The sequence below is a fragment of the Corynebacterium sp. HMSC034E11 genome (genome assembly GCF_001835905.1).
Lineage (GTDB): Bacteria > Actinomycetota > Actinomycetes > Mycobacteriales > Mycobacteriaceae > Corynebacterium > Corynebacterium coyleae.
On record NZ_KV826394.1, the window covers coordinates 228,384 to 255,383 of the forward strand.

The following is a 27,000-nucleotide window of genomic DNA, read 5'->3' on the forward strand; positions in this document are numbered from 1 at the left end:
CGAAAAGGTTACACGACAGGGGTGGACTGGGCCAAACCAGTCAATCGACGCATAAACTCTTCGAGGAAACCTGCAGTATCTACCCGTACAGCCACTGCTGCGCACTTGTCGGGGTCGTTCAGGCGGGTTTCGTCGCCAATCGTGCGCCCACGCGTCTCGCCCTCGGTGTCCACCTTCATGTTGATGCCAAGCGTGTCCACCAAACCCGGCTGGATAGCCACGGCTACGGCGAGCGGGTCGTGCAGGCCGCAGCCGCCGAGGTGCGGCGAGGTGGTCTTGTAGGCGTTGATGTAGTAGTTCGTGATGTCGGCCAGGAATGTGCCACCGGTGGTGCCCAACTCGGCCCACGTCGCGGTTTCTTTGGTGGTCAACAGTGTTTGCAGTGTGACGTCGAGACCGATCATGGTGACGTTGCGCAGCTGGCGGAATAACAGGTCGGTTGCTTCGGGGTCCTGGTTGATGTTCGCTTCGGACCAGGCGGTGACGTTGCCTGGGACGGTGAGCGCGCCGCCCATCATCACGATGTTGGCATTTTCACGGAACACGTTGGATGCCTCGACCGCTGCCGCGATTGTGGTGGACGGGCCTGTGGGCACGATGATGAGGTCATCGCCGTACGCCGTAACCGATTCGACGAGGAAGTCCACCGCAGACGTCGATTCCACCTGACGCGTCGGATCAGGGATCTCCACCTCGCCAATGCCATTTTTGCCGTGGATGAACGCGGAGATCTCCTGGACCTCGAAGGAGTCCTTCGCACGCGCGTGGTCTGGGCCTGCGAACACCGGAATGTCTGTGCGGCCAAACAGCTCCAAGATGGCAAGGGTGTTGCGCACTGAATCCTCGACAACCACGTTGCCGTAGGTGCAGGTCACGCCGATGAGTTCTACTTCGGGCGACGCGAGTGCGTACGCCAGTGCCAGGGCATCGTCGATGCCGGTGTCTAGGTCCAGGATCAGCTTCGTGGTCATGCACCGAGAATATCGCGAGTGGTGTCCACATCGCGCGCCATGTGCTCAAGTAATTCCTCAACGGAGTCAAACTTGACCATGTCGCGAACCTTGCCCACGAACTCCACTCGGGCCATCCGCCCGTACAGGTCAGCGTCGCGGTCGAGCACAAACGACTCAACGCTGCGCCGGTTGTCGCCAAACGTGGGGTTCGTCCCCACGGAGATCGCCGCTGGGTAGCGCACGCCGGGTTCCATGTCGCCGTCGATGGGGGCGTCGTCGATGATGGTGAGCCAGCCCGCGTAGACACCGTCAGCCGGGATCGCAGCCGCATCGGATGCGTACTGGTTGGCCGTCGGGTATCCCAGTTCCTTGCCGCCACGGCCGGCACCACGTTCAATCGGTGCGATCACAGAGAACGGCCGTCCCATGTAGTCGGTCGCCGTTTGTACGTTTCCGCCGGAGAGTTCGTCGCGGATGGCGGTGGAGCAGACCTTGACGCCGCCGTCGGAAAGCAATCGCACAATCGTCACGTCGATGCCTGCGCGCTCCCCTAGCTGCGCCATGGTTGTAGCGGTACCTGCGGCATCTTTGCCAAAGGTGAAATTCTCCCCCACCAGCACGTGGCGGGCGCGCAGTTTGCCAACGAGGACATCCTCCACGTACCCCTCGGGCGAAACCCCGCCGAGCTCGTGCCGGAAATCAATGACAAGCAAGTAGTCCACGCCCAACTCAGCGATGTGGCGGGCGCGCTCCTCAAGCGACATCAGCGCCGCAGGCGTGTGACCTGGTGCGAATACCGTCACGGGGTGCGGGTCAAAGGTCATGACCACGCTCGGCACACCGAGTTCACGTGCGGTATCCACGGCCTTCGAGATCAGCAGTTGGTGGCCTCTGTGCACACCGTCAAAGACGCCGATAGTGACGACGGTGCCACCAGGCTCGCCAAATGTTTCCGGCACTGCGTCGAGGCCACGCAAAATATCCACGGAGGACACAGTACGGCATACTTCAAAAGCATGAACGATCCCCTCGAAAAGTCCGGCATTGTTGTCGTCGATAAGCCTCAGGGCTTGACGAGTCATGACGTGGTGGCGCGACTGCGCCGCTTCTTTGGCACGCGCAAGGTTGGCCACGCTGGCACGCTCGACCCGATGGCCACGGGCGTGCTTGTCGCAGGCATTGAGCGCGGCACGAAGCTGCTGGCGCACCTGGTCGCAGAGGACAAGGTCTACGAAACGACGATCCGCCTCGGTGCGTCCACGACCACAGACGATGCGGAGGGCGAGATCACCGAAACGCACGACGCGTCCGCGGTTACCGACGACGCGATCCACGAGCAGATCGCACTGCTGACCGGCGATATCATGCAGGTTCCGTCGAAGGTGTCCGCGATCAAGATCGATGGGCGCCGAGCCCACGAACTGGTGCGCGCCGGTGAGGAGGTCACCATTCCTCCCCGCCCCGTGACCGTCCACGCTTTCGATGTCAGCGAGATCCGCCACCACGATGGCGTCGTCGACATCGACGCCCGCGTGCATTGTTCCTCCGGCACCTATATCCGCTCGCTCGGCCGCGACCTCGGCGCGGCGTTGGGGGTTGGCGGGCATTTGATTGCTTTGCGACGAACCTCCGTCGGCCCGTTCTCCATCGACGACGCTCACACCCTCGACGCGTTGGAAGACAATGCTGTGTTGTCACTGACCATGGATGAGACACTGACCCGCTCGTGGCCGGTGCTTGATGTCAATACTGATGAATACGCGGCGCTCTCCATGGGCAAATGGCTCGAGCCGCGCGGTTTGAAGGGCGTGCACGCCGCCGTCGGACCAGACGGCAAAGCAGTCGCCCTAGTGAAAGAGCAGGGCAAGCGCCTAGCCACGGTGTTTGTGGCGCGGCCATCCACGCTTTAGCTCTTAGCGCACGTACGTGGAAGCCACCGCGTAGCCACCACGGACCACCCAGCGGCCCTCAAACACCGGCACCGGCGCGGGACGGGCGAGGAGCTGCGAGACAAACGTGCCGTCGGCGCGCAACTCAATTTCGGCTTCGTCGAAATCTAGCCAACGCCGTGTCATCGGAAACCAGCACTTGTAGGTCGCTTCCTTGGCGCAAAACAGCAGCCGGTCGGCCCATTGCTGCCCCTGCTCACGCATACCGTTGACCATCGCGATCTCAGTATCACTGGCGATCGACTCCAGCACCCCGTCTGGCAGCGATTCTGCCGGCTCCGCATCGAGCCCCATCGACAGTACGTACCGGGTTGGTGCTGCGACAGCGGCGCGCAGGCCATCGGTATGGGTCAGCGAGCCGGTAAACCCCTCTGGCCACAACGGCATACCGCGTTCCCCGCGCAGGATTGCGCCTGCAGATTCCACGCCCAGTTCGCGCAGTGCCTGGTGTGCGCACCAGCGGGCATCGCCGAACTCTCCCTTGCGCAGGTCCACCGCAGTCTTTACTTCCTGGCGCTCCGCCGGGTGGAGGTGGTCGTAGCGGGTGAGGTCGCCGGCGTCGTCGGTAAGTAAAAAGACGCAGCGTGCTTCTGGAGGAAACAGCGAAATATCTTGCATCACTATTCAACCTCCATGACCGGGTACGGGAATTGCCGCGTGGACGGGTGGTGGCGCCACTCGCGCGGATAGCCCAGGGAGACCTCAATGTGGTCGACGCCATCGACCTTGGTCACCCCCGGCATGTGCAGGTGACCGTACACCACTGCCTGCGCGTTGTAGCGCTTGGGCCATGTCCTGGTGTGCCGGGTCCCGCACCACAGGGCGATTTCGGACCACATCATGCGCTGCACCGGCTCCTGCACCAGCGGCCAGTGGTTGACCAGAATCGTCGGCCCGCTAATGCGGGATAAGCGTTTGGTGGTGTAGGCCAAACGGTCCCAGCACCAGCCACGGATATCCACAAATGGTGCGATGGCAAACTCGTCTGTCATCACCACGTTGTTGTCGTGGGCGGCCTGCAGGGCTTCGTCGACAGTCATTTCCCTGCTGCGGAACGAATAGTCGTACAGCGTAAATAGCGGCGCGATGGTCACTCCGCCGAACACCGGATAGCGATCTTCCGGGGTAATCACACCGATAGCGCGCATCGCTTGAACCAGCATGGCGTACTTTTCTCGGCCGCGGTACCTGTCCGCAGAACGGCAAAATAGCTCGTGGTTGCCGGGCACCCAGATGACGGTGTCGAACCGACTGGCCAGTTCTGTCATCACTTCAACGATGAGTTCGAACCGTTCGGCCACGTCGCCAGCGACGATGAGCCAGTCAGACGGGTCAGTAGGCTGGATGTCGTCGATTTTTGGGCCGTTGAGCTTCACTGCGGCGTGCAGGTCGCTGACTGCCCAGAGTGTCGTGGTCATGCGTCATTCCTACCATCACCGCTTGTCACTGCCCATCGCATGGAACGGAACCTGTGCACTACACCTACGAGGCGCACAAGGACTTGGCCGAGTTGTCCGACCCAAATACCGGTCAGGCCCCAGCCAAAGAAACCGGAAGCGATGATGATCGGCAGCGCAACCCCGAGCAGCGAAAACAGTGTCAGGTTGCGCAGGTACGCCGCATCCGCCGCACCAAGCAGCACCCCGTCGAGCGCAAACACTGCTCCTCCGGCGATGATCATGGCGATAAACAACAGCCACGGAAGCCGCAGCGTATCGACGACCGCCTGATCCTGCGTAAACAAACCCAGAATCGGCTCACGGAACAACGCGAACACCACGGCCAGCACGACCGCGAAGACCATCGAGTACTTCAGTGCGTGCTCACCAACGGCGCGTGCGTCCTGCGCCCCTGCCCGCCCCAAAGCCGAGCCGGTCAGGGTCTGCGCCGCAATAGCCAGCGAATCAAGCACGAGTGTGAGGAAGTTCCACAGCTGCAGCATCAACTGGTGAGCAGCAAGCGCAACCACGCCGAAGCGACCAGCAACTGCAGCAGCGGTCAGCAACGAGACTTGAAACGATAACGACCGCAAAATCAGGTCGCGGCCTAACACGAGCTGCTTGGAAATCACCGACCACTGCGGCGCCCAGCCCCGGCCCGACGTCCGGTGCTCCCTGATAAGAAACACCACGAACAACGTCGACGTGATCCCCATGCCAATCACGTTGGATATCGCGGAGCCCACAAGCCCGTACTGGTTCACCAATAACGGCAACGAGATCGCGCCGGGAATGAGGCCACACAACGTTAAGTAAAACGGCAATCGCGTATTTTGCACGCCGCGCATCCAGCCATTTCCGGCCATGACGATCAGCGTCATCGGGATGGCGAATGCGGATACACGCATCCAGGACGCAGCGCGCACACTCGTGTCAACGTCACCTGCAAGCGCCATCGCCAACGGCTGGGCGAACACCCACACAATCAGCGCCAAGATCGCGCCCACCCCGAGCGCTACCCAGGTAGCTTGTACACCTTCCTCGACTGCCTGATCGCGTTTTCCGGCACCATAAAACCGCGAGCTTCGCGCCGTCGTGCCATAGGACAAAAACGTTAATTGGGTTGTCACGGTCGACTGAATGGCAGCGCCTGCAGCGAGTGCAGCCAGCTGCGCGGTGCCGAGCCTGCCAACGACAGCGGTATCCAGCAGGAGATACAGCGGGTTGGCTGCCAGCACGCCGAGCGCGGGCAGCGCGAGCATCAAGATATCCCGCGCGGTTGGTGTGCGGGCAGCGTCCGCGCCCCTCATCGGTCGGCGGGTTCTGGCAACGCGTCGAGCAGGTCGCGGACGACCTCAGAGCGCGAACCGGTGGCCGAGTACCCCGCTGCTGCCTTGTGTCCGCCACCGCCAAGAGAGCGCGCGACGGTTGAAACGTTCAGCACCGTAGAACGCAGCGACATCGCCCAGTGCTTGCTGCTGTACTGCTTCAACACCACACCAACGTCGGTGCCTTCAAGGGCACGGGCGTAGTCGATGATCGCCTCGACCGTTGGCTGACTCATGCGCGCTAACAACCCCGTGGGGATGGTGAGCACTGCAACGGAGAGCCCCTTGACCGGAATGATCTGGGTTTCCGCCAACACCGCGCCCATGAGCTGGAGGTCAGTCGCACTCATCGTGTCCATCAGGTCCAGCGCAATCTGGCGAGTATTCAGGCCGTAGCCCATCAGCTCCGCGGCCAAACGGTGCATCCTCGGTGTGCCCCACCGGAAGCTGCCGGTGTCGGTGACCAAGCCCGCGTACAGGCAGTACGCGATGTCCTCGTCAAGCTCCACCCCAAGATGATCAAGCAACTCGCGGATCATCGTTGTGGTCGATTCGGACTCGACGATCAAATTCATGTCGCCGAAACCGGGGTTGGTGTTGTGGTGATCGATGACAACAACGCGCGACGGGTTATCCGTAACATCGACCAGGAATGCTCCTGTGCGATCTGCGGAGGCACAATCCACGGTGACAACAAGGCCATCCTCCGGCAAAGTTTCGCCGTAGATGATCTCATCGACTCCCGGGATAGTGCGCATATTCGCCGGGTGCGGCAACGGCTGGCCAATGTAAACGTCGTTGTCGATACCAAGCGCCGTGAGCCCCTTTGCGAGCGCACACGCCGACCCGATCGCATCCGCATCGGGGTTGATGTGTGCGACCACGTTGACGCGGTCCGCGGCGCGGATACGCTCGGCAACCTCGGCAAATAGCGGAGCATGCTCCGCAAACAGCTGGCTGTTCAGGGCACTACTCCCCTTCACCGGAGCGCTTGTACGGGTCAGCATCGCCAGCCGGCTTCGCATTTGCGCGCAGCTTTGCTAGCTCCTCATCACGCGCGCGTGCACGGTTGAGCAACTCCTCCATGTGCGCGGAAGCTTCCGGCACGGTATCGCGCTCAAACGAGATGGTCGGCGTGAACCGAACCGAAAGCTGATCTCCCACGATCTTGCGGATCTGCCCGCGAGCACGGTTGAGCGCCTCAGCGGCCTGCTCGTAGTCAGGTTCGTCGTCGATCTCTTGGCCACGCACTGTGTAATAAATGGTGGCGTCATGAAGGTCCCCGGTGACTCGGGTGTCGGTCACAGTGACCAACTCCAGCCGGCGGTCCTTAATCTCCCGCTCAATCGCGGAAGCAACAATCGTCTGAATCTGCTTCGCCAACCGCTGGGCGCGGGTGTTATCAGCCATGTCACTCCTCCTCAAAACTTCTGCATAGTGTAACCCCCGCCGAGCACGTGCGTGCGGGGCGGGGGTTTCGTCGATAAGCAATTGCTTTGCGACGACTAGTCGCGCGGGACCTCGACCATCTCGTAGGTCTGAATGATGTCGCCCACCTGGATATCCGGGTAGGACAGCACCATGCCGCACTCGTAGCCCTTGGCTACCTCGTTGACGTCGTCCTTCTCACGGCGCAGCGAATCGATCGACGCATCCGGAGTAATGACGTTGCCGTCGCGGACCAAGCGCAGCTTCGCACCGCGCTTGACCTTGCCCTCGGTAACCATGCAACCTGCGATGAGGCCGACTGCGGAAGCCTTGAAGATCTGACGGATCTCGGCTTCGCCCAGGTCGCGCTCTTCGTAGATCGGCTTGAGCATGCCCTTGAGCGCCTGCTCCACATCCTCGATCGCCTGGTAGATGACCGAGTAGTAGCGGATCTCCACGCCTTCGGCATTCGCCTCTTCCGTGGCCTTGCCGTCCGCGCGGACGTTGAAGCCAATGATGATGGCGTCGGATGCCGCCGCGAGGGTGACGTTGGTCTGGGTCACAGCACCGACGCCACGGTCGATGATGTTGACCTGCACCTCGTCGTCGACCTCGATCTTGAGCAGCGCCTCCTCGAGGGCTTCCACCGAACCGGCGTTGTCGCCCTTGAGGATGAGGTTGAGCTGGCTGCGCTCCTTGAGAGCCTGATCCAGGTTCTCCAAAGAGACACGCTTCTTACGACGTGCCTGCATCGCCGCACGCTGACGAGCGTCACGCTGCGCAGCAATCTGGCGAGCCACACGGTCATCCTCAACCACGAGCAAGTTGTCGCCCGGGCCAGGAACACCGTTGAGGCCCTGGACCTGAACCGGACGGGACGGGCCTGCCTCTTCCACGTCCTCGCCCCACTCGTCGACCATGCGACGCACGCGACCGAAGTTGCCGCCGACGACAATCGAGTCACCGACACGCAGGGTGCCGCGCTGCACGATGACGGTGGACACCGGGCCACGGCCACGGTCCAGGTGGGACTCGATGGCAATACCTTGTGCGTCCATGTCTGGGTTCGCCGTGAGCTCAAGCGCCGCATCTGCGGTCAGGAGCACAGCCTCCAGCAGGTTGTCGATACCGGTGCCCTGCTTCGCGGAGATGTCAATGAACATGGTGTCGCCGCCGTACTCTTCCGGCACGAGGCCGTACTCGGTGAGCTGACCACGGATCTTCTCCGGGGAAGCCTCCGGCTTATCCACCTTGTTCACTGCAACCACGATCGGCAGTTCCGCAGCCTTGGCGTGGTTAATCGCCTCAACGGTCTGCGGCATGACGCCGTCGTCCGCTGCCACCACGAGGATGGCCAAGTCGGTCGACTTCGCACCACGGGCACGCATGGCGGTAAACGCCTCGTGGCCCGGGGTATCCAGGAACGTGATCTTACGCGGGTGGCCGTCGAGGGTGACCTCGGTCTGGTATGCACCAATGCCCTGGGTAATACCGCCGGCCTCGCCACGACCCACGTTTGCCTTGCGGATGGAGTCCAACAGGCGGGTCTTACCGTGGTCGACGTGACCCATGACGGAGACCACTGGAGGACGCTGCTCGAGCTCCTCTTCGCCGCCTTCGTCCTCACCGAACTGCAGGTCGAAGGATTCGAGCAGTTCACGGTCCTCGTCCTCCGGCGAGACGATCTGGACCTCGTAGTTGATCTCAGCGCCGAGCAGCTGCAGGGTGTCCTCAGACACGGACTGCGTTGCCGTCACCATCTCACCGAGGTTGAACAGCGCCTGCACCAGCGACGATGCATCGGTGTTGATCTTCTCAGCGAGGTCAGACAGGGTCGCGCCTTGGCGCAAGCGAACGGTCTTGCCGCCGCCGTCGGGGAGACGAACGCCACCGATGACGTTCGGCTTGTGCATCTCCTCGTACTCAGCCCTCTTCTGGCCCTTGGACTTGCGGCGCTTGCCGGGTGCACCACCCGGACGGCCGAATGCACCTGCGGTACCGCCGCGACGTCCGCCGCGACCGCGGAAACCGCCACCCGGTCCGCCGAAACCGCCACGCTGTGGCCCGTTCTGGCCACCACGACCACGACCACGGCCACCGCCGCGGCCACCGGCCGGTGCAGCCTTCGCAGGCATTTGTGTCGGCGACGGACCTGCCGGCATATCCGCCGGGGACGGACGGTTGCCGCCACCCTGACGGGCACCACCCGGGCGTGGGCCGCCCTGGCCCTGGCCACCGCGACCCTGCCCCGGACGTCCACCCGGACGCGGCGGGCGCTGCCCACCGCCGGTGTTGGACGAGAACGGGTTGTTAGCAACGCGCGGGCGTCCACCAGGCTTCGGCATCGGGCGAGGCATACCGCCCGGAGTCGGGCCGTCCTTCTTCGCAGCAGCCGGCTTCGGCGCTGCAGGCTTTGGAGCTGCGGGTTTAGGTGCGCCCGGCTTTGGTGCGGAACCGGCAGGCTTCGGCGCTGCAGGCTTCGGCGCACCTGGTTTCGGTGCGCCCGGCTTCGGTGCCGACGCACCAGCAGGCTTCGCAGCCGGTGCCTTCGGAGCAGCCGGAGCCGGCTTCGGCTTCGCAGCCTCGCCCGGCTTTGGTGCGGAACCGGCGGGCTTCGGCGCTGCAGGCTTGGCACGGTTCTGGCCAGGCTTCTTCAGCGGCGGTTTCGCCGGAGTCGGTGCTTCCTTCTTTTCGTTGTCGTCTGCGCCACCGCCATTGAGCTTGGCGTAGTGCGCCTTCATCTTCTTGATGACAGGCGGCTCAATGGTCGACGACGCCGTCTTCACAAACTCACCCTGTTCTTTCAGGGTTGCGAGTAATTCCTTACTTGTTACGCCGAGCTGCTTAGCCAACTCGTGTACGCGTAGCTTTCCGGACACATGTCTCCTTGTTGTTCATGCTAGGAGCCCAGTGCCCTTCGGCTACCGGCCCCTAGACGTGGTCAGTGACTTTCATCGCTGATGCTGCTTCATGGTTGCGTACTCATCAGTGTTCGGTCTTTCCTTCATTCTCTGGGTCGACCGCCTCGGCGCTTCTGCTTTGCGACGAGGCGAGGTACGTACGTACATGACCTAGGTCTACTTTCGCAGACAGACGGAGCGCTCGCCCAAAGGCTCGGCGTTGTTCCGCCAGCTCGACTGCGTCCAACGACGGGGTAATCCATGCTCCCCGACCAGGCAGTTTCCGGTCCGGGTCGGCGAGGATCTTCCCCGGCACGTCCGGATCGGCGACCACGCGCAACAGTTCGACGTCGGGGTGAGTTTTTCGGGTAGCAATACAGGTACGTGTGCGGATGGGGTGCTTACGCATTCCGCTCATTCGCATCCTTCCCGCAACCTATCTGCCGTCTAACACTGTGCCGTTATGTCTCACACCGGCGCACTCGTGTGCGTGGTGGGCCGCCGCACCCAACGTGCGGACGCAAAGCCGTTAAACACTGTACGCGAAAACCCGCAGAATCTGTACTTCCTGCGGGTTTCATAAACGTTGGCAAAGACCTTATTCGTCGTCGGCGATATCAGCGTCGGAGCGGATGTCGATCTTCCAGCCGGTCAGGCGGGCGGCCAGGCGGGCGTTTTGGCCTTCCTTGCCGATAGCCAAGGAGAGCTGGTAGTCCGGCACCGTCACACGAGCCGCTTGCATATCCGCATCGAGCACCGTGACATCCACCACTTTCGAGGGGGCCAGGGAGTTACCGACGTACTTCGCCGGGTCCGCATCCCAATCGATGATGTCGATCTTCTCGCCGCCGAGCTGCTGCATGATGTTGGTCACGCGCGCTCCTCGAGGCCCGATGCACGCGCCCTTGGCGTTGACACCCTTGACGGTTGCACGCACCGCAACCTTGGAGCGGTGGCCTGCCTCGCGCGCGATGCTGACAATCTCTACCGAACCGTCGGCTACCTCCGGCACCTCGAGTGCGAACAGGCCTCGAACCAACTCGGGGTGCGTGCGCGACAGGTTGACCTGCACGCGCTTGTCGCCCTTGTTCACACCCACCACGTAAGCCTTGATGCGATCGCCGTGGCGCAACACTTCGCCCGGGATCTTCTCTGCCGGCAGCAGGATGCCGTCCTGCGGGTCTGCCTCCGTACCGAGCTGGACGATGCTGATGCCGCGCGCCTCTGCGTGGGCATCGCGCTGGATCAGCCCAGAGACAATCTGGCCCTCGAGTTCGGCGTACTCGCCGTAAACGCGGCCAGCCTCCGCTTGGCGCAGACGGCCCTTGATCGCGTCACGCACGGCGACGGAACCAATTCGGGAGAAGTTCACCGGCGTGTCGTCGTATTCGGAGATGACTTCGCCTTCGGCGTCGAGCTCGCTGACGATAACGGCAACGTCGCCCGTTTCGGTGTCAATGTCCACACGCGCCTTGGAACGCTCCGTACCGCTTTCCTCCTTGAACTCGCGGTATGAAAACAGCAACGCGTTTGCGATGGTGGTCAGCAGATCCTCCATCGAAATGCCTTGCTGCTCTTCGATGGTTTTCAGCGCGTTCAAGTCGATATTCACTTGTTTCCTTCCTGTGCCGCCGCTGCGGCTTCGAGCTCTGCAAACGTCTGATCCGCCAGCTCAACTTCTGCTGCTGGCGGCGCGTTGAACTCAATTTCTACCACTGCACCAGCAATTTCTGAAACCGGTGCAATTCGCACCTCATCGCCCTTTTTCGACGAACGCACCAGCGCAACATGCTCCTGCGCCTCATCCAGTGCGGCGATGCGCCACTTCTGCTCACCCGCCTTAATCAGACGGCCCTGGTTGCGACGGAAGTGTCGCGGCTGCGTCAGCGGCATATCCACACCAGGGGTGGTCAGTTCAAGCGTGTATCCGGCGCCGAAGTTGACTTCCCCGCGCTGCTCGAGGTCGTCGAAAAGCGTTGATAGCTCATTGGACACTTCCTCCAACTCATCCAGCGTCGGGTGCGTATCCGAGTCGAGCGCAATAACGACCTGCGATTTCTTCCCCGCCTTGACGGTGCGAATGTTCTCAATGTCCATCGCGTACGCCTTCACGACAGGGGCGACCAATTGTTCAAGTTCGTTATTTGTGGGAAATGCCATGCGTCAAACCTAGCGTGTAACGTGCAGCGGGTGAAGAAACTGCTTGTTTTGCCAGCTGTACTGCTCCTGACCAGTTGCACAGTGATGGATGTTGTCGGCCCTCGCGCCAACGGCGAGATCATGTCGCTGGCCAAGCAAGCCTCCGCTGATTGGGTGTTCGGGGAGCACCCCGAGTGGGCGGAACTGCGCAAGTTCCAGAGCGAGCAGCTTCAAGACGAAGCACTGCGCCTGTGCGGCACGGACGAAACTGGACAGACCCCGCAGTCCTGCAACGTCGGGTATGGCGACACCGACCTTCCGGCAGCCGCGGACGGCGCAGCCCTTTTGGAGCACACCGTCACCGCCGCCGACAAGGTGCCTGACGATTCGGTTGACCTCGTAGTAGCCCAAGCCATCGATGCGCTTGCGCTCACTCCAGTCGAGATCACTCTCGAGGGCCCGCTTGACGACGACGCCGCGACCCAATCCGCCGCCGACCTCCTCGCCCGCGAAAACGCGATGTATTACGGCCTCGGCCTCGCGCTCGCCCATGCCGACGAGGCTTTGCGCACCCGCATTAGCGAACTGCGCGAGGCATCCCACGAACGCACCGAGGCGCTTACGGAACTGCTCGGCGACACAGACGGCCAATCGTTAGTTCCCGCCGCCGGATACACCCTCGCGGACGGCTACAACGACCCCCAGACAACGCAAGAGGCCACCGCGCTCGTCGAAACGATGCACGGTGACCTTGTCAAACAGTGGCGCTACGCCGCCGCTCACGCAGAGACCAAGCAGTGGCGCAAGGCGGCAATCCAACTCGCCGCCCACGCCCAGCGGGCCTAGCCTTCACACCCAGATTTATCGCCTAGCCGCGGCGCTCTGCGACCAGCTCCTGGACCTTCGCCACGATCTCGTCGGCAGGGACTTCGAGAGTCTCACCACCGCGGATACGCAGCTCGACGATGCCGTCTGCGAATGCGCGGCCCAGGATCACGATGAACGGCATGCCGAGCAGTTCCGCATCCTTGAACTTGACGCCTGGGGAGACCTTCGGGCGGTCGTCGAAAAGCACCTCGAGCCCGGCGTCGGAGAGTTCTGCAGCGATGCGGTCGCCTGCCTCGAGCGCAGCAGCGTCCTTGTTCGCCACAGCCACATGCACCTGGTACGGGGCGATCTCCACCGGCCAGACCAGGCCCTTGTCGTCGTGGCGCTGCTCCGCCACCACAGCGAGCATGCGAGAGATACCGATGCCGTAGGAACCCATGGTCGGCACGGCACGCTTGCCGTTTTCGTCCAGGATCTGCACGTCCATGGCTTCGGTGTACTTGCGGCCCAGCTGGAAGATGTGGCCAAGCTCGATGCCGCGGGCGAGTTTCACGGTGCCGTTGCCGGACGGCGACGGGTCGCCTTCCTTGATCTCGGCGGCCTCGATGTAGCCGTCGACGGTGAAGTCGCGACCAGCGACCAGTCCGACGACGTGCTTCTGCGGAGCGTCCGCACCGGTGATCCACGCGGAGCCGTCAACCACACGCGGGTCCGCGAGGACACGCACACCGTTGGCCTGGAGCGCACGCGGGCCAACGTAGCCCTTGACCAGGAAATCACTCTTGGCAAAGTCCTCGTCGCTAGCCAACTCGAAGGTCGCCGGCTCGAGCGATGATTCCAGGCGCTTCTCGTCCAGTTCGCGGTCACCCGGGATGAGCACGCCGACCAACTGTGGGCCGACCGGCTTGCCGTCCTCATCCACGGCGCGCGGATCGTTGACCTTGATCATCATGCACTTGAGGGTGTCGGAGGCTTCGGCAGGGCGGTCGTCGATAAGCACTCCTGCGCTCTGCGCCCACTTAACGAGTGCTGCGATGGTCTCGGAATTCGGGGTGTCGTGCTCGACAGCCTCAGGCAGCCCTTCGACCGCACGGGCTTCCGGAGCAACCGTGGTCACAGCCTCAACGTTGGCTGCATAATCGCCCGCGGTGGAAACGACAAAAGTGTCCTCGCCGTTGTCGGAGTACGCGAGGAACTCCTCGGATGCGGAGCCACCCATGGCACCGGAGGTGGCCTGGCAGATCTCGTACTTCAGTCCCACACGGTCGAAGATGCGCTGGTAGGTCGCACGGTGGTTTGCATACGACTCATCCAGACCCTCGTCCGACATGTCGAAGGAGTAGGAATCCTTCATCACAAACTCACGCCCGCGAAGGATGCCCGCGCGCGGACGTGCCTCGTCGCGGTACTTCGTCTGAATCTGGTACAGCGTGACCGGGAAATCCTTGTACGACGAGTACAGGTCCTTCACCGCCGTAGTGAACATCTCCTCATGCGTCGGGCCGAGCAGCATGTCCGCACCCTTACGGTCCTTCAGACGGAACAGGTCATCGCCGTATTCGGTCCAGCGGTTCGTCGCCTCGTAGGGCTCGCGCGGCAGCAGTGCCGGAAACAGCAGTTCCTGGCCACCCATTGCGTCCATCTCCTCGCGCACCACACCCTCGATCTTGCGCAGCGCACGCAAACCAAGCGGCAGCCAGGAGTACACGCCCGGCGCGGCACGGCGGACGTAACCAGCACGGACAAGGAGTTTGTGGCTCGGCACTTCAGCGTCGGCCGGGTCTTCGCGCAGAGTGCGCAGGAACAGCGTGGACAGGCGAGTAATCATGCGGGGCAGTTTACCCGGTAGCTTGTTCGTCATGCTGATCGTCCTCCCTCCTTCCGAAACCAAAGCGCCCGGCGGCACCGACGCTGCGATGGCGTTGTCGTTTCCGTCGTTGGATCCCATTCGCAATTCGCTTCTCGACGAACTCACCCACACCCTCGTCGACGCCCCCGCCTCCAAGCAGGCAGAGGCGGAGGAGAACCTCACGTTGCGCTCGGCACCGGTGATGCCGCCCATCGAGCGCTACACGGGTGTGCTGTACGACTCGCTCGATGCCTCCACGTTGCCCGCCGATGCGCTATCGCGCCTTGCCGTTGGCTCCGCGCTGTTCGGCGTGGTTCGGGCAGGCGACCTCATCCCCCGCTACCGCCTGTCTGCCGGGATGAAACTGGGCGGCAAGACGTTGCGCGCCTGGTGGGGATCTGCCGTGACCGATGCTCTTGCAGACTGCGGCTTTGTCATCGACATGCGCTCCGGCGCCTACCAGAACCTCGGCCCTGTCCCCGGCGCGCTGACCATCCGTGTGGAGCAGGCTGATACCGGCAAGGTGGTCAGCCACTTCAACAAGAAGTACAAGGGCGAGCTGGCCCGGGTACTGGCGCCACACGACGCGTCGTCTGCTTCGGAGGTCGTGGACCTGTCCGTGGCTGCGGGCTTCGACGTCGCCGTTGACGGCACGCTGTTGACCATGCGTGTGTAGGTGTCACGCTGCCTGGGTGTGTACTGCCCCGTTGGCTGCTTCCCGCGCCTGGGCGAGGGCGAGCAGGGCGCGGGCGTCGTCGACAAACTCGTCTTCCTTAAACAACAGATCATGCGGCGACGCCCTGAGCAGATACACACCACGTTTGAGCAGATGTTTCTCCCGCTTGCGCTCTTGTCGCAGCGTCTCGTCGGTTTTCTTGAAGGTCACTCCGTCGTATTTGTAGTCCCCGTCGATCTCCAGGATCAGCGCCCCGAGGCGAAGATCTACCTCGTAGCCGGCGAACATGCCGTTGACGATCCAACCGTCAGCCACCCGCTCGATCAGCACCGCGCGTGCGTACGACTCGAACGGCGACCGCGAGTTACCCACCGCGTACCGCAGCACTTTCCGCAACACCCCGATCCCCTTGACCCGGCCGAGCTTGTCAACCTCCGCCTCCACGGTCGCACGATCGGTGTGGTGTTTGAGCACCCAGTCCATCGCCACCAGCCCCTCCCTGAACCCGTGGCGCAGAGCGATCTCGAACGCGGTGGTCAGCTCGTCGGTAACGCGCAATGTGTCAAAGTGCTTGATCACGGCCACGCGGTTACGCGCTTCGTGGTAGACGGTGTTTGCTGGCCATTGTTTCCTCGACGGCGCCTTGCCACTGGGCAGCACAAGCTCTACAGGTTCGTTTGAGTCCGTGGTCACCAGCCACATCCCCAGCACACGCGCCGCAGACCTGCCGGCGAGCGCCGCCTTCCTCGCTGCCTGACCTGCTGCAACCGCCTGCACCCAGCGCTTTTCGTAAAACGCCAACGCGTGAAAGTCGGCCTGTAGCATCGCATGCCTTGCCGACAACGCGACTGTCCTACCTGCTTGTGTATCTCTACGGTCGATCACCTTGCTCAGGATCTCCCGTTGCCTCCCCATATCCATGCCACAACGATTGCAGAGATCCCGTGTCGGCGGAAGACCCCGCCCGTTTTTGTGGATAACTTCGGGTAACTCCGGATACTTTCGCGCCGGTTATCCACAGCCTAAAAGACGATATCATCTTTTAGCATTTGCGCGGATCTAAAACCCCAGGTCGCGGCTCCATCGCCGGCACAAAAGACGATATCGTCTTTTGGGCTGTGTCTAAGATCGCCTACATGCCTGCCCATTACCGTCGCTATGCCCTCGCTGCCCTGGCCTACGCAGCCGCGTTCGCGTATATCCTCCTGCGCTGGGATGCGATCCCCGACCCGGTGCCGGTCCATTTCAACGTCAACGGCGACGCGGACGGATTCGAACCGAAAACCCTGCTTCACGCGACGTTCTTGATCACAATCGGCATCGTCATCTCCATATCGATGCTGGCGTGCCTGCCGCCGAAAACCCTCGCCCGAGTGACCGCGGACGTACCGGAGGACAACGCGTTGCCGTTTTCGGAGACGGCGGCGGCGCGCGTCGAGAAGCTTTGCGATGCCACAGCCGATTTCATGTCGAAGACCATCCTCGCTATGGCGGTCTTGTTCGCGCTGACCAACGTCTCGATGATGCTGCCGGACATCTCGCTGCCGTTCTGGCTGGAGATCGCACTGTGGATCGCCTTCACCGTCTACGTCGTCGTCATCGCAATCCGCATGACCACGGCCAAGGACGGCATCGAGCCCGACGAAGCCGAGCAAAAACGCAACCACCTGCTACGGATGCAGGGCGGCATGGGCACCTACAAGGAGCCCAACGACCCAATGCTCGCCGCGGTGTTGCCGCAGAACCCGAGCAAGATCTCGGTCAATACGGCACACGCGCCGGGCAAGCGTTACCTGTGGCGTGTGGCGACAAGCGTCGTCGCAGTCCTGATTGTCGGTCTCCTGTTTGTGTTTCTCTAACGGCTACAGCACGTTGAGAAACACCGTCACCACGAGGATGTTGACGAAGTCGATGAACATCCCACCGACGATTGGCAAAACGAAAAACGCTAGGCGCGACGGCGAGTACTTCTGCACCACCGACTCCATGTTGGCCACACCGTTGGGGGTTGCGCCCATGCCAAAACCGCAGTGGCCGGCGGACAGGACGGCGGCGTCATAGTCGCTGCCCATCGCTCGGAATGTGACAAAGCGGGCGAAGAGGAGCATCAGCACGGTCTGGGCGATGAGCAAAATGACAAGCGGGATGGCAAGGTCTGCCAGTTCCCAAAGTTTGATCGTCATCAGTGCTTGCGCGAGGAAAAGTGCGAGCGCAACACTGCCGATGATCTCCACCTCTTGTGTGGGCACAAACTCGTGGTACTGGCGCTGGTTGCGCGTGTCTGAGATGTAACGGAACAGAATGCCAACGAGCATGGCACCCAGGTAGTTCGGGAAGGCGGCTTTGTCGGTGAACTGGCTAATGATCCAGTTGATGCCGTCGGTGATGTAGGTGCCGATAAACATCGCGATGAGGATGACGATGAAGGCTTGCATGACCTGGTCGCTGCGCAGGTCTCGTCGATACGCAGTGAGCAAATTATCGTCCACGTCGACATTACGGGTGCCACTGGATTGGAGGCGGTTGCGTTTGATCAGACGGTCGCCGACAGGCCCGCCTATGAGGGAGCCCATCAGCAGGCCGAACGTTGCTGCGGTGTAGGCGACGGTTTCTGCGCGCTCCACGCCCTGCGCCTCCACGAGCGGGGCCATACCACCGGAAACACCGTGGCCGCCGGTCATGGAAACGGATCCGGTCATCAGCGCGAGCGCGGACGGGATGTCCACAATCGGCGCGAGCAGCACCGCAAGAAGGTTCTGTAGCACCACCAGCACAGAGGCGACGAGAAGGAAGCGGGTGACCATTTTGCCGGCTTTGCCAAGAAGCGCGACACTGGCGCCGAAGCCGACGGTGGTGAAGAACATCGTCATGAAGAAGCCCTGCAGGGTGGTGTCGAAGGTGATGTCCACCCAACCGGTGAGTTTGAACACCAGGTTGAACAGGGCGAAAAGGAACCCGCCGATCACCGGCGCTGGGATGGCGAAGCGCTCAAAGAACGCCACGTTGTTGCGCAGCCAGCGTCCAACGACGAGCAGGAGCACGGCGAAGCCGATGGTTTGGATCATGTTGAATTCAATCGCCATCGGCGGCCACCTCTCTGTTAGATGTCTGTCGATCTCGAAGAGTCTAAAGCGCACACACGGTTTGTGACAAAGAACACGCTCCTTTGCTTCTCCCGGTAGCGTTTAAACCATGACCACAATCGACAACGCCCGCGCACTACTCGCCGACGCCAGCCGTATCGAGGTCTTCACCGGCGCCGGCATGAGCGCCGACAGTGGCCTTGTGACCTATCGCGACGCACAAACCGGGTTGTGGGAGAACGTGGACCCACAGGCCATGGCGTCTATCGGCGCCTGGCACACCGACCCGGACACAATGCTCGCCTGGTACCTCTGGCGCGCCCAACTCGCCCAGCGCGCCGAGCCGAATGCAGGACATCTCGCCATCGCGCAATCGCCGAAGACGACGGTAACCACGCAAAACATCGACAACCTTCACGAGCGTGCTGGCAGCGACAATGTCGTCCACCTGCACGGCTCGCTCTTCGCGTTTCGCTGTTCGCTTTGCGACGAGCCCTACACCGACCCAATCCCACTGCCCGAGGAGCCTGTCCCGACGATCACTCCGCCCCAGTGCTCGTTATGTGGCGGGCCGGTGCGTCCCGGCGTGGTGTGGTTCGGCGAGATGTTGCCCCAAGCTGAGTGGAAGGAGGCGGAGCGTCGCATGCGCACCGCTGACGCGTTGATCATCGTCGGCACTTCTGGCGTGGTCTACCCCGCCGCTGGCCTGCCTCTAATGGCGCACGCGCGCGAAATCCCCATCATTGAGGTCACCCCGATGCGCACGGACCTGTCGCATATCGCCGACGTGGTCATCGAGGACACCGCCGCCAACGCCCTGCCGAAGCTGCTGGGTTAGTAGTGGTACCGGGCTTGGAGAATCACCAAATCTGTCCCAGCGACCGTATAGACCAAGCGGTGTTCTTGCGTGATCCTCCTCGACCACGCCCCTTCAGCTCCGTACTTCAGCGGTTCGGGTTTCCCTATGCCTTCAAACGGATCCCTTAAGGTGTCGCGCAGAAGCTGGTTGACTCGCCTCAGCGTTTTCTTGTCGTTGCCCTGCCAGTACAGGTAGTCCTCCCACGCGTTGGTGGTCCACACAAGCCGCATTACGCGTCCAGGTCGATGTCGTGTTCGGCCACCGCCCCGTTGAGTGCTTCCTCGTAGGCCTGAGTCAGGCGTCGAGCATTCTCTGGCGACTTAAACAGGTAGGCAGTCTCAACCCATGCCGCGTAGTCATCTGCAGCCATCAATACTGCATTACCGTGACGCGACACGATTTCAACGGGATCGCGATCATTGTTCACACGCTCGATGAGCGGATATAGCGTGCGCCGCGCTTCAGATGCACTGATAGACATCACAACCTCCTCCGTGTGGTACCGCAATACGGTACCACACTCTAGAGTGAAGCACGCAGGACCGTGAAGGTCTTATCGCGGGTGACCTGCTCCACGGCGCCGAACCTTTGCTCCACCTCGCCACGGTAACGCAGGTGCGAATTGTGGACCAGGTAGAGCGTGCCGCCCGGCGCGAGTAGTCGCTTGGAGGCGTCGAGGAGGTGCTGGACGAGGGTTGCGTCGACCGTGGTCCCGTCGTGGAACGGTGGGTTGAGCGCAATGGTGTCGAAGGAGCCGTCCGGGAACTGTGAGCCGGCGTCATCCCAGGTCGCTTCCAGCCCGATGGCGCGGGCGGAGAGCACCGCGTCTGCGTCAGCGTCTGTGGCCACTGCCTCCAAGCCACGCGTGACAGAGCCGTTGCCACACCCAAGGTCCAACAGTCGTCCGGGCTCTGCCGGCAGGCAGGAGCGCAGCAGTTCCCCACCACGGTCGGGCTTCGCCCCTGAGAACACGCCTCCGATGGCGACAAGTCCATCGCCGCGTACGGGCTCATAGGACACCTCGCGCGGCCCAGACGCCACAAGACAGCGAAACTTCCCGCGCCCACGGGAGGCCGCCACCTGGTCGAACGATTCTCCCAGCACCACATTCATGCCACGAGACAGGTGTTTATTGTTCGCGCCGAACACCACCCGCGCCGAAGCAAACCCAGCTCCCGCAATCGAGCGTGCCAGGTAGTCCAGCCGCGCCAGGGACTTCGGCATCTCCCCAATCGCAACGGCTGTGCCTGAAGAGCCGGCAAGGTAGTCGTCGATACGCATATCGCCCGCAATCTCCGCACCGAGCGACGCTGCTTCCTGGCAGCGTGAGTAGTCGGAGTCCAAAAACACGACCTTCGCCCCAGCAGCGAGTGCGGTGCGGGTGAGATCGAGTGTCGGGTCGTTGCACACGAGGACGACCTCTCCCGCAGCAACATCGGCCGTGTCCCAAATCAGACTATCCAGTGTGCGCAAGGCCTGCGACCTCCCCAAACACGTACACGGCAGGTGAGGTCACATCGTTGTTCTCCATCACATCCGGCAGGGTGGCCGCGGTAGCGAAGAACACGCGCTGCGCGTCGGTTTCGCCTTCCTGGATCACCGCTGCAGGAGTGTCCCGCGCGAGTGATGCCTCCAGCAGCTTCTCGACGATCGCACGCACGTTTCGCACCCCCATCACCACCACGATGGTGCCGCCGACCTGTGCAAGCGCGGACCAATCCACGAGCGACTTGGGATGCTCCGGCGGCAAGTGTCCCGACACCACGGTGAACGCATGCGTCACCCCGCGTTGCGTCACGGGCACGTTTGCCGCCGCAGGAACGGACACCGCGGACGTCACGCCCGGGATTACCGAGCACTCAAGACCGGCAGCCGCGCATGCCTGCAGCTCCTCAAAGCCGCGACCGAACACGTACGGGTCGCCGCCTTTGAGCCGCACGACCTGCTTGCCCTCACGCGCATAGGACACCAGCATCTCGTTGATACGCTCCTGCGCGACCTGGCGCGCGTAGGGCAACTTGGCCACGTCCACGACTTCTTTGCCGGTCAGATCCAGAAAATCCTCAAGCTCCGCGGCCGGCCCAAGGTGGTCCGCGAGGATCACGTCCGCTGCCTCCAGCGCGCGCAAACCTCGGATGGTGAGCAGGTCCCATGCGCCTGGGCCGCCGCCGACAAGAGTGATGTGGCCAATCGTCATAGCGACACAGTCTAGGGTGGCACCATGACACGACCCCAGCTCGACCACACATTCGCCGAGAACCTGCCCGAGCTCGCCCACCCTGAACCAGGCAGAAGTTTTGAGAACCCGCAGATGGTTGCCCTCAACGAGCCTCTCGCAGTAGAACTTGGGCTCGATGTCGCTTGGTTGCGTAGCAGCGACGGCCTCGCCTGTCTCACCGGCGCCCAGGGCGGGCACGCATTGGCATATGCGGGCCATCAGTTCGGTCAGTTTGTGCCATTGCTTGGCGACGGCCGCGCGTTGCTGCTCGGCAACATCGCCGGCCACGAAATCCAACTCAAAGGATCTGGTCTGACAGTGTTCTCGCGGCGCGGCTCTGACGGTGTGGGCGCAATCGGCCCAATGCTGCGCGAACATCTCGTCTCCACGTTCATGCACGCGGTCGGCGTACCGACGACACGCTCGCTGGCCGTGCTGACCACCGGAGAAAAGGTCATACGCCAAAACGGCGCGGTGCCGGGTGGGGTTGTGGTCCGCGTTGCGAAAAGCCACCTTCGTGTCGGCAGCGTCCAGTACGCGGCAACGCAGTCCGAGGACCTTGTACGCCAGATCGTCACCGCTGCCGGTTTCGACAATGCAGCCAGCCTGCTCGAAACCGTCACCCGCCGCCACTTCGACCTGGTTGCGCACTGGATGCGCATCGGTTTCGTCCACGGGGTGATGAACACCGACAACGTGACACTCTCAGGCGAAACGATCGACTACGGGCCATGCGCGTTCACTGAGCGCTTCGATGCCGCAGCGTCGTTTTCATCTATCGACAGGCAAGGCCGCTACGCCTTTGGCAACCAACCGAGCATCATCGCCTGGAACATGGCTCGCCTGGCAGAGGCGCTTTACCCCTTACTGGGCCAGGATTATGTTGACGCCTACATCAAAACAGTCCAGCCAACCTGGGACGAGGCGTGGCAGCGTTGGATCGGCGACGACCACGAAGGCCTCAACAACGCCACCGACATCACCACCTACAACCGCGAACACGGCATCAACGGCGATCCAGGACCGATCTTCGTCCCGCGCAACCACATGCTGCAGGATGCGATAGACACCGCTGAGTTGCACGGTGATTACGCGAAGTACAACGAACTGCTCGCGGCAGTATCCGACCCGTACAACGAGCAGGCCGGGCCCGAATGGATGGCCCGGCCGGAAGGACAACTGCCCTACGTCACCTTCTGCGGGACGTAGGGCAGCCAGTTCAGTGAAGCGAGCGGATTAATCCTCGAGCTTCAGCGTCTTCTGAGTCCATGCCCACTGCTCCTCGTACGCCTTCTTGTCGTGCTTGAGCGACTTGCCGTACGTCGGGAACATCTCGTGGAGCTTGTCAGCCCACTCAATCATGCGCTCACCGAAGCAACGCTCCAACAGCTCGAGCATCGCAGCTGGGGTAATCGACGCGCCCGGGGATGCGCCGAGGATGCCCGCGATGGTGCCGTTCTGGTCGTTGACCAGAGCGGTACCGAACTCCAAGGTGCCGAAACGCGGGAATGCTGCCGGCTTGATCACCTGCACGCGCTGGCCGGCGACGACAACGTCCCAGTCCTTGCCGTCTGCCATCGGGTAGTACTCGTGCAGCACGTCCATCTTGCCGTCGAAGTTACGGAAAACCTCTTCAACCAGGTACTTGACCAGGCCGATATTGGTTGCCGCGACACCAAGGTAGGACGGGATGTTGTCCAGACGGATGGACTTGAACAGGTCCAGGTAGGAGCCTTGCTTCAAGAACTTCGGGGTCCAGCCGCCGTATGGGCCGAAGAGCAGGGACTCTTCGCCATCGACGACGCGCAGGTCCAGGTGCGGAACGGACATCGGCGGGGCACCAACCTTGGCCTTGCCGTACACCTTTGCCTTGTGCTGCTGGACGAGTTCCGGGTTGGTGGTCTTGAGCCACAAACCGGAGATCGGGAAGCCCGCGTAGCCGTGAACCTCTGGAACGCCTGCCTTGCGCAGCAGGTCCAGGGCGTAGCCGCCAGCGCCGATGAACACGAAGCGTGCACGGACGACCTGCTTGTCACCGGTGCGAACGTTCTTCACGGTGACCTTCCAGAAGTTGCCCTCACGCTTGAGGTTGAGCACTTCGTGGCCGTAGCGGATCTTGGTGCCGCTTTCCTGAGCGGACTCCAGGAACTGCTTGGTCAGGGAACCGTAGTTGATGTCAGTGCCGGCATCAGTCCAGGAAATTGCGACCGGCTCAGCGTCGAAGTCGCGGCCTTGCGCCATCAGCGGCAGCTTCTCAGCGAACTTCTCGCGGTCATCGGTGAACTGCATCTCCGGGAACATGTGGTTCGCAGAAAGCTTGTCGTAGCGCTTACGCAGGTATGCAATCTGGTCTTCGCCCTGGGCGAAGGAAACGTGCGGCACCGGGTTGATAAAGGCGCGCGGGTCCTTGATCACACCGTTTTCTACCTGGTGGGACCAAAACTGGCGGGCGACCTGGAACTTCTCGTTGATCGCCATCGCCTTAGAGACGTCGATTCGACCGTTCTTTTCCGGGGTGTAGTTCAGTTCGCAGAGAGCGGAGTGACCCGTACCAGCGTTGTTGAACGCGTACGAGGATTCCTCGGCGGGACCATCGAGGCGCTCGAAGATCACCTGGCTCCACTCGGGCTCCAGTTCGTGCAACATCGAGCACAGGGTGGCGCTCATAATGCCAGCGCCAACGTGCAGGATGTCCACCTCGTCCGCGTACTTATTACCACCGTTGTCAGACATGCGTAGTCATCCTTATAGTGTTTCGACAATTTTTGGAGTACAGACATTCTACGTCTATCTGCACCGGAACGTGCATAGGCCCGAATTATGACACGGCCCACACCCGCTTTCGGGTCAGTATCATCAGCCCCATGAATCAAACAGAAGAAGCATCCCTCGACACACTTACCTGGAAACCGGACGTGCTCGGTAAAAATTACGAGCATGCGCGTCTGCAATTAGATAAGGACCCCGACACGGGACATGCACCGGAGGCGGTGTTGGTCCGGGACGTGAGGTCGTCGACAAGCAATAAGCCCGCGGTGCTGTGGGTCCACGGCATGTCGGACTACTTCTTCCACAACCATGTTGCCGACGAGTTCGTGGAACGCGGTTACCCCTTTTACGCGCTGGATCTGCGCCGTTGTGGCCGCGCGCACACGAAGGGCCAGCGCTTCCACTTCACGCTGGATATGCGTCGTTACTTCGAGGAACTCACGACGGCGCTGCGGCTCATCGCGCGCGAGCATGGCTCGGTCGTTGTGCTCGCACACTCCACTGGAGGGTTGATTGTTCCGCTGTGGGCGGATCATTTACGACGAGAATCGCCCGCGGATCATGCACTGCTTCAAGGAATCGCGCTCAACAGCCCGTGGTTGGACCTGCAGTACCCGACCTGGCAGGTGAAGCTCCTGCGCCCAGTACTGAACACGCTTGGAGCCATTCTCCCGTCTATCCCACTGCCGGGCGGCGGGCTGGGCACCTATGGCACCTCTATCCACGAGAGCAAACACGGCGAATGGAGCTTCAACACCACCTGGAAACCGCTGGTCGGTCACCGCAAGTACTTCGGCTGGATCCGGGCAGTACTTAAAGGACAGGAACAAATCCACAAGGGCAACGTTGATACTGGCGTGCCAACGCTGACCCTGTGCTCCTCGCACTCATACCTGGGCAAGGAGTACTCCCCCGCTGCCGACACGGCCGATACCGTGCTTGATGTCGACCAGATCCAGCGTTGGGCCCCGACACTTGGGAAAGATTCACAAGTGCGAGTTATCGACGGCGCCCGCCACGACGTTTTCCTCTCCGAACGCCATGCCCGCGAGTCCGCGTTCAAGGCGACGTTTACGTGGCTAGACGATCTCACCGGGGCGCAGTAACGTCTAAACCCAATCCATACATATATATAGAGGAGACGAGCATGTCTGCTGTGGCGACAAATTCCACCCACTACGACCTCATTATCGTGGGCACCGGTTCCGGCAACTCGATCCTGACCCCGGACTTCGACGACAAGAAGGTCGCTATCGTCGAAAAGGGCAAATTCGGTGGAACGTGCCTGAACGTGGGTTGCATCCCGACGAAGATGTACGTCCTGGCCGCCGAGCATGCCTTTGCTGCACGCGAGGCCGGCAAACTCGGTGTTGATCTTGAGTTCCATGGCGCCGACTGGGATGCCATCAAGGAACGTGTCTTTGATAACCGGATCGACCTCATCGCCAAGGGCGGCGAAAACTACCGTCGCAACGAGTGCGACAACGTCACCGTCTACGACATGGAGGCCTCCTTTGTCGGGCCGAAGACCCTAAAGACGGGTCGCGGCGGCGTAGAGGAAACGATTACCGCAGACACGATCATTCTCGCCGCCGGTGCGCGTCCGTTTATCCCCGAGTGGGCCAAGGGCGTCACCTATCACACCAACGAGGACGTCATGCGCCTCGACGAACTGCCAAAGTCGATGACCATCGTTGGCGGCGGCTTTATCGCGATGGAGTTTGCTCACGTCTTCGATGCCCTGGGCACCGACGTAACCATCATCAGCCGCTCTCCCCTGCTGCGTCCGCTCGACGAGGATCTGCGCGATCCATTCAACGAGATCGCCACACAGCGCTACACCACCCACATCGGCCACACGGTCGCATCCGCCACTGAGGATGGCAGCCAGGTGACGCTCACGCTTGACGACGACACCCAGGTGACCTCCGACGCCCTCCTCATCGCCACCGGTCGCATCCCGAACAGTGACACCCTCAACGTTGCAGCGGGTGGCATCGAAACGCATGACGACGGTCGCGTAAAAGTCGACGAGTTCGGCCGCACGACCGCTGAGGGTGTGTGGTCGCTTGGTGATCTCTCTTCCCCCTACCAACTCAAGCACGTTGCCAACGCCGAGATGCGTGCGGTGACCCACAACGTCCTTGCCACCTGGCGTGACAACGGCGCGCTCGTCCCGATGCCGCACGACCACGTGCCGTCGGCGATCTTCACCCACCCGCAGATCGCCACCGTCGGCCTGACCGAGCAGCAAGCAATCGAGGCCAGCCACGATGTCACCGTCAAGGTCCAGAACTATGGCGACGTTGCATACGGCTGGGCGCTGGAGGACAGCACCGGACTGGTGAAGCTCATAGCGGATCGCACCACCGGCAAACTGCTTGGCGCGCACTATATGGGCCCACAGGCTTCCACCCTGATACAGCAAATGATCACCGTCATGGCCTACGACCTTGACCTTCGAGAGTTCCCTCGCGGCCAGTACTGGATCCACCCAGCACTGGCTGAAGTGACGGAAAACGCGATCCTGGGCCTCGACCTGACCTTCAAAGAAGTCTAAACCTATCCTTTACCCCCTAATT

At 61.9% G+C, this 27,000-nt stretch carries 27 protein-coding genes; 8 read left to right on the forward strand and 19 right to left on the reverse strand.

Annotated elements, in window-relative coordinates:
- Positions 1-8 precede the first annotated feature (8 nt).
- Positions 9-971, reverse strand: a complete 963-nt coding sequence (locus tag HMPREF2690_RS05110; RefSeq protein WP_070820320.1) for a nucleoside hydrolase — start codon at positions 969-971, stop codon at positions 9-11.
- The gene (locus tag HMPREF2690_RS05115; RefSeq protein ID WP_141761205.1) at positions 968-1,948 is read right to left on the reverse strand and encodes a bifunctional riboflavin kinase/FAD synthetase; all 981 of its coding nucleotides are present in this window, start codon (positions 1,946-1,948) and stop codon (positions 968-970) included. The genes HMPREF2690_RS05110 and HMPREF2690_RS05115 overlap by 4 nt, the downstream gene beginning before the upstream one ends.
- A gap of 21 nt (positions 1,949-1,969) precedes the next feature.
- On the opposite strand from HMPREF2690_RS05115, the gene truB reads away from it, so the two are divergent.
- Positions 1,970-2,863, forward strand: coding sequence for a tRNA pseudouridine(55) synthase TruB (gene truB / locus HMPREF2690_RS05120; RefSeq protein ID WP_070820321.1), 894 nt, complete (start codon positions 1,970-1,972; stop codon positions 2,861-2,863).
- 3 nt (positions 2,864-2,866) lie between these two features.
- Here the strand turns inward: truB and HMPREF2690_RS05125 are convergent, their stop codons facing one another.
- The 9 genes from HMPREF2690_RS05125 to rimP form a co-directional block, all read right to left on the reverse strand.
- Positions 2,867-3,520 (reverse strand): 4'-phosphopantetheinyl transferase family protein, encoded by a 654-nt coding sequence (locus tag HMPREF2690_RS05125; RefSeq protein ID WP_070422295.1) that lies wholly within the window; start codon positions 3,518-3,520, stop codon positions 2,867-2,869.
- A 2-nt stretch (positions 3,521-3,522) separates the two neighbouring features.
- Positions 3,523-4,320, reverse strand: a complete 798-nt coding sequence (locus HMPREF2690_RS05130) for a metallophosphoesterase family protein (protein WP_070422294.1) — start codon at positions 4,318-4,320, stop codon at positions 3,523-3,525.
- The gene (locus HMPREF2690_RS05135) at positions 4,317-5,651 is read right to left on the reverse strand and encodes an MATE family efflux transporter (RefSeq protein ID WP_070820322.1); all 1,335 of its coding nucleotides are present in this window, start codon (positions 5,649-5,651) and stop codon (positions 4,317-4,319) included. Before HMPREF2690_RS05135 ends, HMPREF2690_RS05130 begins: the two co-directional genes overlap by 4 nt.
- Complete coding sequence (locus tag HMPREF2690_RS05140) at positions 5,648-6,652, reverse strand: DHH family phosphoesterase (RefSeq protein WP_224213814.1); 1,005 nt, start codon at positions 6,650-6,652, stop codon at positions 5,648-5,650. Before HMPREF2690_RS05140 ends, HMPREF2690_RS05135 begins: the two co-directional genes overlap by 4 nt.
- On the reverse strand, positions 6,639-7,079 hold the full coding sequence (gene rbfA / locus HMPREF2690_RS05145; RefSeq protein ID WP_070422292.1) for a 30S ribosome-binding factor RbfA: 441 nt from the start codon (positions 7,077-7,079) through the stop codon (positions 6,639-6,641). The genes HMPREF2690_RS05140 and rbfA overlap by 14 nt, the downstream gene beginning before the upstream one ends.
- A 95-nt stretch (positions 7,080-7,174) precedes the next feature.
- Positions 7,175-9,976, reverse strand: coding sequence for a translation initiation factor IF-2 (infB, locus tag HMPREF2690_RS05150; RefSeq protein WP_070820323.1), 2,802 nt, complete (start codon positions 9,974-9,976; stop codon positions 7,175-7,177).
- 106 nt (positions 9,977-10,082) lie between these two features.
- Entirely contained in the window at positions 10,083-10,406 is a 324-nt protein-coding gene (locus HMPREF2690_RS05155; protein WP_070451066.1) for a YlxR family protein, read from the reverse strand.
- A 189-nt stretch (positions 10,407-10,595) separates the two neighbouring features.
- The gene (gene nusA / locus HMPREF2690_RS05160; protein WP_070820324.1) at positions 10,596-11,609 is read right to left on the reverse strand and encodes a transcription termination factor NusA; all 1,014 of its coding nucleotides are present in this window, start codon (positions 11,607-11,609) and stop codon (positions 10,596-10,598) included.
- Positions 11,606-12,157 (reverse strand): ribosome maturation factor RimP, encoded by a 552-nt coding sequence (rimP, locus tag HMPREF2690_RS05165; protein ID WP_070820325.1) that lies wholly within the window; start codon positions 12,155-12,157, stop codon positions 11,606-11,608. Before rimP ends, nusA begins: the two co-directional genes overlap by 4 nt.
- Positions 12,158-12,187: 30 nt before the next feature.
- Here rimP and HMPREF2690_RS05170 point away from each other — a divergent pair, with 30 nt between their 5' ends.
- Positions 12,188-12,982, forward strand: coding sequence for a DUF4439 domain-containing protein (locus HMPREF2690_RS05170; RefSeq protein WP_246819511.1), 795 nt, complete (start codon positions 12,188-12,190; stop codon positions 12,980-12,982).
- Positions 12,983-13,004: 22 nt separating this feature from the next.
- Here the strand turns inward: HMPREF2690_RS05170 and HMPREF2690_RS05175 are convergent, their stop codons facing one another.
- Positions 13,005-14,792 (reverse strand): proline--tRNA ligase, encoded by a 1,788-nt coding sequence (locus HMPREF2690_RS05175; RefSeq protein WP_070820416.1) that lies wholly within the window; start codon positions 14,790-14,792, stop codon positions 13,005-13,007.
- Positions 14,793-14,823: 31 nt separating this feature from the next.
- Between HMPREF2690_RS05175 and HMPREF2690_RS05180 the strand changes: the two genes are divergently transcribed.
- Positions 14,824-15,489: a YaaA family protein gene (locus HMPREF2690_RS05180; protein ID WP_070820326.1), complete on the forward strand. Its 666-nt coding sequence runs from the start codon at positions 14,824-14,826 to the stop codon at positions 15,487-15,489.
- A 3-nt stretch (positions 15,490-15,492) separates the two neighbouring features.
- Here HMPREF2690_RS05180 and HMPREF2690_RS05185 read toward each other — a convergent pair whose 3' ends face one another.
- A complete protein-coding gene (locus tag HMPREF2690_RS05185) occupies positions 15,493-16,314 on the reverse strand; it encodes a hypothetical protein (protein ID WP_070820327.1) in 822 nt (273 codons plus the stop codon).
- Between the two features lie 311 nt (positions 16,315-16,625).
- On the opposite strand from HMPREF2690_RS05185, the gene HMPREF2690_RS05190 reads away from it, so the two are divergent.
- Positions 16,626-17,348 carry a DUF1648 domain-containing protein gene (locus HMPREF2690_RS05190; RefSeq protein WP_070820417.1) on the forward strand — a complete coding sequence of 241 codons (723 nt, stop codon included), beginning with the start codon at positions 16,626-16,628 and terminating at the stop codon, positions 17,346-17,348.
- 3 nt (positions 17,349-17,351) lie between these two features.
- On the opposite strand, the gene gltS is transcribed toward HMPREF2690_RS05190, so the two are convergent.
- Positions 17,352-18,572 (reverse strand): sodium/glutamate symporter, encoded by a 1,221-nt coding sequence (gene gltS, locus HMPREF2690_RS05195; RefSeq protein WP_070820328.1) that lies wholly within the window; start codon positions 18,570-18,572, stop codon positions 17,352-17,354.
- A gap of 109 nt (positions 18,573-18,681) precedes the next feature.
- Between gltS and HMPREF2690_RS05200 the strand changes: the two genes are divergently transcribed.
- Positions 18,682-19,410 carry an NAD-dependent deacylase gene (locus HMPREF2690_RS05200; RefSeq protein WP_070820329.1) on the forward strand — a complete coding sequence of 243 codons (729 nt, stop codon included), beginning with the start codon at positions 18,682-18,684 and terminating at the stop codon, positions 19,408-19,410.
- Here the strand turns inward: HMPREF2690_RS05200 and HMPREF2690_RS05205 are convergent.
- Genes HMPREF2690_RS05205 through cobA form a run of 4 tightly spaced genes read right to left on the reverse strand, consistent with a single transcriptional unit; the run spans position 19,407 to position 21,628 of the window.
- On the reverse strand, positions 19,407-19,661 hold the full coding sequence (locus HMPREF2690_RS05205; RefSeq protein ID WP_070422282.1) for a Txe/YoeB family addiction module toxin: 255 nt from the start codon (positions 19,659-19,661) through the stop codon (positions 19,407-19,409). The two genes, HMPREF2690_RS05200 and HMPREF2690_RS05205, sit on opposite strands and share 4 nt — an antisense overlap.
- Entirely contained in the window at positions 19,661-19,912 is a 252-nt protein-coding gene (locus HMPREF2690_RS05210; protein WP_070422281.1) for a type II toxin-antitoxin system Phd/YefM family antitoxin, read from the reverse strand. The genes HMPREF2690_RS05205 and HMPREF2690_RS05210 overlap by 1 nt, the downstream gene beginning before the upstream one ends.
- A gap of 41 nt (positions 19,913-19,953) precedes the next feature.
- Positions 19,954-20,904, reverse strand: coding sequence for a class I SAM-dependent methyltransferase (locus HMPREF2690_RS05215; protein WP_070451002.1), 951 nt, complete (start codon positions 20,902-20,904; stop codon positions 19,954-19,956).
- Positions 20,888-21,628 carry a uroporphyrinogen-III C-methyltransferase gene (cobA, locus tag HMPREF2690_RS05220; RefSeq protein WP_070820330.1) on the reverse strand — a complete coding sequence of 247 codons (741 nt, stop codon included), beginning with the start codon at positions 21,626-21,628 and terminating at the stop codon, positions 20,888-20,890. The genes HMPREF2690_RS05215 and cobA overlap by 17 nt, the downstream gene beginning before the upstream one ends.
- A 24-nt stretch (positions 21,629-21,652) precedes the next feature.
- On the opposite strand from cobA, the gene HMPREF2690_RS05225 reads away from it, so the two are divergent.
- The gene (locus tag HMPREF2690_RS05225; protein WP_070820331.1) at positions 21,653-22,858 is read left to right on the forward strand and encodes a protein adenylyltransferase SelO family protein; all 1,206 of its coding nucleotides are present in this window, start codon (positions 21,653-21,655) and stop codon (positions 22,856-22,858) included.
- A gap of 27 nt (positions 22,859-22,885) precedes the next feature.
- Here HMPREF2690_RS05225 and mqo read toward each other — a convergent pair whose 3' ends face one another.
- Positions 22,886-24,382, reverse strand: coding sequence for a malate dehydrogenase (quinone) (gene mqo / locus HMPREF2690_RS05230; RefSeq protein WP_070820332.1), 1,497 nt, complete (start codon positions 24,380-24,382; stop codon positions 22,886-22,888).
- A gap of 131 nt (positions 24,383-24,513) precedes the next feature.
- Between mqo and HMPREF2690_RS05235 the strand changes: the two genes are divergently transcribed.
- Both HMPREF2690_RS05235 and mtr read left to right on the forward strand, forming a co-directional pair.
- Positions 24,514-25,524: an alpha/beta hydrolase gene (locus HMPREF2690_RS05235; protein ID WP_070820333.1), complete on the forward strand. Its 1,011-nt coding sequence runs from the start codon at positions 24,514-24,516 to the stop codon at positions 25,522-25,524.
- Positions 25,525-25,565: 41 nt separating this feature from the next.
- A complete protein-coding gene (mtr, locus tag HMPREF2690_RS05240; RefSeq protein ID WP_070820334.1) occupies positions 25,566-26,978 on the forward strand; it encodes a mycothione reductase in 1,413 nt (470 codons plus the stop codon).
- Positions 26,979-27,000: the final 22 nt, after the last annotated feature.